At 61.3% G+C, this 3,348-nt stretch carries 2 protein-coding genes and 2 pseudogenes; 2 read left to right on the top strand and 2 right to left on the bottom strand.

Annotated features, from left to right (window positions below):
• Positions 1-80: 80 nt before the first annotated feature.
• Positions 81-359 (top strand): annotated as a pseudogene (locus BMY22_RS22955) (transposase); the annotation flags it as partial.
• A 66-nt stretch (positions 360-425) separates the two neighbouring features.
• Here BMY22_RS22955 and ccoM read toward each other — a convergent pair.
• Entirely contained in the window at positions 426-536 is a 111-nt protein-coding gene (ccoM, locus tag BMY22_RS25295) for a cytochrome c oxidase subunit CcoM (RefSeq protein ID WP_090625620.1), read from the bottom strand.
• Between the two features lie 553 nt (positions 537-1,089).
• Positions 1,090-1,905: a sugar phosphate isomerase/epimerase family protein gene (locus BMY22_RS22945; RefSeq protein ID WP_090625618.1), complete on the bottom strand. Its 816-nt coding sequence runs from the start codon at positions 1,903-1,905 to the stop codon at positions 1,090-1,092.
• 701 nt (positions 1,906-2,606) lie between these two features.
• On the opposite strand from BMY22_RS22945, the pseudogene BMY22_RS22940 reads away from it, so the two are divergent.
• Positions 2,607-3,257: pseudogene (locus BMY22_RS22940) on the top strand (NAD(P)-dependent alcohol dehydrogenase); the annotation flags it as partial.
• Positions 3,258-3,348 lie beyond the last annotated feature (91 nt).

Raw genomic sequence — 3,348 nt, 5'->3', positions numbered from 1 at the left:
CGACCCAGTCGTCATAACCGCACAGAGTAGCGCAGAGCGTGATCATGACGATGTCCTGCAGGGCGTGCAGCTTGTTGCGGGTCTGGTACACGCCCAGCGTGCGGGAGGGCTGGCGGCTTTGGCGAGCCTGGCTGAGGCATGCCCGAGAGATCGGCTTGGCGCCACTACAACGCTTTGCCCGCAATCTCCAGCTTTATGTCCGAGGCATCCTGGCCAGTGCACGATTCCCCATGCACACCAGCCTGCTGGAGGGGGTGAACAACCGGATCAAGGTGATCAAGCGCATGGCCTATGGTTTCAGGGACGTGGAGTACTTCTTCCTGAAGATCAAGGCCGCCTTCCCCGGGAAAATGCGATGAACCAAAAAAAAGGGCGACCAAGTCGCCCAAAAGTGCCTTGCGTGCTCTGGATCCGAAGAACTTGCCTTATTTGTATTCTCGGGAGTCCTTCCAGACGAAATAACCGACTCTGCCAACGAAGACGAGCATCAACCCAATGACTGCCATTCCGACCAACAGCACTTCATCGATAAACATGGCTGACTCCTTTTACTTCACTGACCGTCTCTTCAATGGCTTCAAGGTAGCTGCACTAGCGACCGGAAAAATTGACCGGGATCAATGTCTACCAATAGCTACCTGACGGCCTGCTAAAGAACTGACATGGATCAACCGAAATGCGGCAGGCGGTCGCGGAAGGTACGGATTTCGGCGTATCTGGGAGTTAGACAGTTTTGAAAATAACCCGCAATACCAATAAGGATAATAGGCAGACTGCCCGTACAAAAACAAAAAGCTCATCCGCAAAAGACCACTGCACAATCACGAACAATTTCGCTCGCAATTGAGCGCATATTTTCGCTGCGACAGTTGCAGAACGAACTGATTGCACAATGAGATGACTCATCGGCAACAACATAAATGCCCTGCAAGCATTTGCCTGGAGACTCGCGAATACAAGCAGGAAGGCCCTTGCAGAAATGCTTCGGCGTTACACCAACTCATTCGCGAGTAACACCGTCACGGGACTGCGGGTGAGTCCACGGTTATCGGCAAGCCATGCCCCTGCCCTTGCGGCAGAGGCAGCTCTTCAGACCAACGCCAGCAGGGTGCGCGTCTTGTCGATCGCAATCTGCGCCCGCTCCAAGGCGCTGACGCCCTGCTCGAGCAACTGCCGGGTGGGGATTTCCAGGCTGAGCGGCAGGTTGGCCGGCAGGGTGCGCAGCAGACCAAGCAGGTCGCAATCGCCGTCGCCGGGGAAGCGCCGCTCGTTGCGCGCCTGGCGGAGAATCTCGGCCATGTCGGCCGGACGCGGCCCGGCCACGTCGCACAGCTGGGCATAGTGGATGCGCGCCGGGTCGAGCCGGGCCAGATCCTCCAGACGCGAGCCGGAACGGTTGAAATGGAAGGCATCGACCAGCACGCAGCCGTTGGCACGCCCGGCGCTCTCGACGATGCGCATGGCCTGGAGCAGATCGCGGGCGTCGGTCCAGGGCATGAATTCCAGGTGCGGATTGAGGCCGAAGCCGGCCGCCAGATCGCACAGCGCGGCGAAGTTGTCGGTCTGGCGCGCCTCGTCGGGATCGTTGCCGGCCACCAGCAGCTCGCTGGCACCCAGCTCGGCGCCAGCGGCCAGGATCTGCTCGAAGTCGGCGACGCGGGTTTCCGGCCTCAGGCGCAGGATCTCCACGTCGAACACCTTGATGCCGGTATCGCGCAGGCGCGCCAGAGTCTGTCGGCGCAACTCGGCGTCGGCGACCAGTGGGAAGTGGTATTCCTCGGGGGTGGCCGGTACCAGGCGCAGGCCGACGTGGCTGTAGCCGGCACGGGCGGCCACCTCTACCATTTCGGGCGGAGACAGTTCGAGGACTGTCAGGGCGGCCAGGGACAGGATGCGTTCGCTCATGGCGGATCTCTCCAGGGGGACGGAAATGACGTGGGGCGAGCAGGCGCGACCGCTTTCGGCGGCCTCGCGAATGGCCTCGATCAGTTGTTGTTGTGGATGGCGACCCCGGAAGCGGAGCCGGCGCTGCTCGCCTCTTTCGAGTGCGCCCTTAATTATTTGGAACCATATTCCAATTTTAAGCAAGCGGCCTCAACTCATGCTCGTGCGATTAACGGACAACCGACTACAGAAAAAACCGCCGGCCACGGCCGACTTGCCATGGGAGCCTGGCTGATTGGGATGGATGAGAAGAATGCTGAACATAGGTACGAAAATGGACTCGGTAGCTCTCCAGTACATTCATGAACCTGGCTCATAGGTCTATGTGGATTGGACCGGCTAATCAGGTGAGTTCGCACCCGGTACATTTGCATCGACTCGAAAGGGACTGCTCCTGCATATGACAGGCAAACATTCCCGGCTCCTGCCGGAGTGCGGCCAGAGCAGAAGGCGACTGACAGGCTGCAAGCCCGCCTCCCCTAGTCCGTATCGAATGACGGCTTCAAGGCCAGCTCTACCGATGGCGCTGATCGGTATCGGTCAGGGCGGGAGCCTCAGCCTCCTGACGCTCGCGGGCATGACGGCTGCCACCAATGAAGACGCTGGCGCGGCGTCCGGCACAGGCGAAGCTTTTCCATCACCCCCACCAAGGACTGCTGATCATGAAAACCATCGGATACGCCGCACAGACTGCCGGAGCGCCGCTCGTGCCCTTCACGTTCGAGCGCCGCCCGCTGCGCCCCAACGATGTCGCCATGGAGATCCTCTACTGCGGCGTCTGCCATTCGGACCTGCATACCGCCCGCAACGACTGGGGCTGGACTCTCTATCCGGCCGTCCCCGGCCACGAGATCGTCGGCCGCGTGACCGAGGTCGGCAGCGCAGTCAGCCGCTACAAGGTTGGCGATGCGGTGGCCGTCGGCTGCCTGGTCGACAGCTGCCAGGAATGCGACCACTGCCACCATGGAGAAGAACAGTTCTGCAGCAACGGCAGGACCGACACCTACAACTCGCCCGACCGCATCAGCGGAGCGATCACCTACGGCGGCTATTCCAAGCATCTGGTGGTCCGCGAGGAGTTCGTCCTGCGGGTGCCGGAAGGCCTGGACCTGGCAAAAACGGCGCCGCTGCTGTGCGCCGGCATCACCACCTACTCGCCGCTGCGCACCTGGAACGTCGGCCCGGGCAGCCGCGTCGGCGTGATCGGCCTCGGCGGGCTGGGCCACATGGCCGTCAAGCTCGCCATCGGCCTGGGCGCCGAGGTGACCGTCATGAGCCGCACGAAGGACAAGGCGGCCGACGCGCTGGCCCTAGTGCAGTTTCAACCAACATCCTGTTCAAGTGGCGGGAGCTGTTCACAACCGTAATAGGTGCAGACTCGCCCCATCACCTCGGCGCTGGTCA

It is taken from the genome of Azotobacter beijerinckii (assembly GCF_900110885.1).
Taxonomy (GTDB): Bacteria; Pseudomonadota; Gammaproteobacteria; order Pseudomonadales; family Pseudomonadaceae; genus Azotobacter; species Azotobacter beijerinckii.
This window is presented reverse-complemented; position numbering and strand designations above follow the sequence as displayed.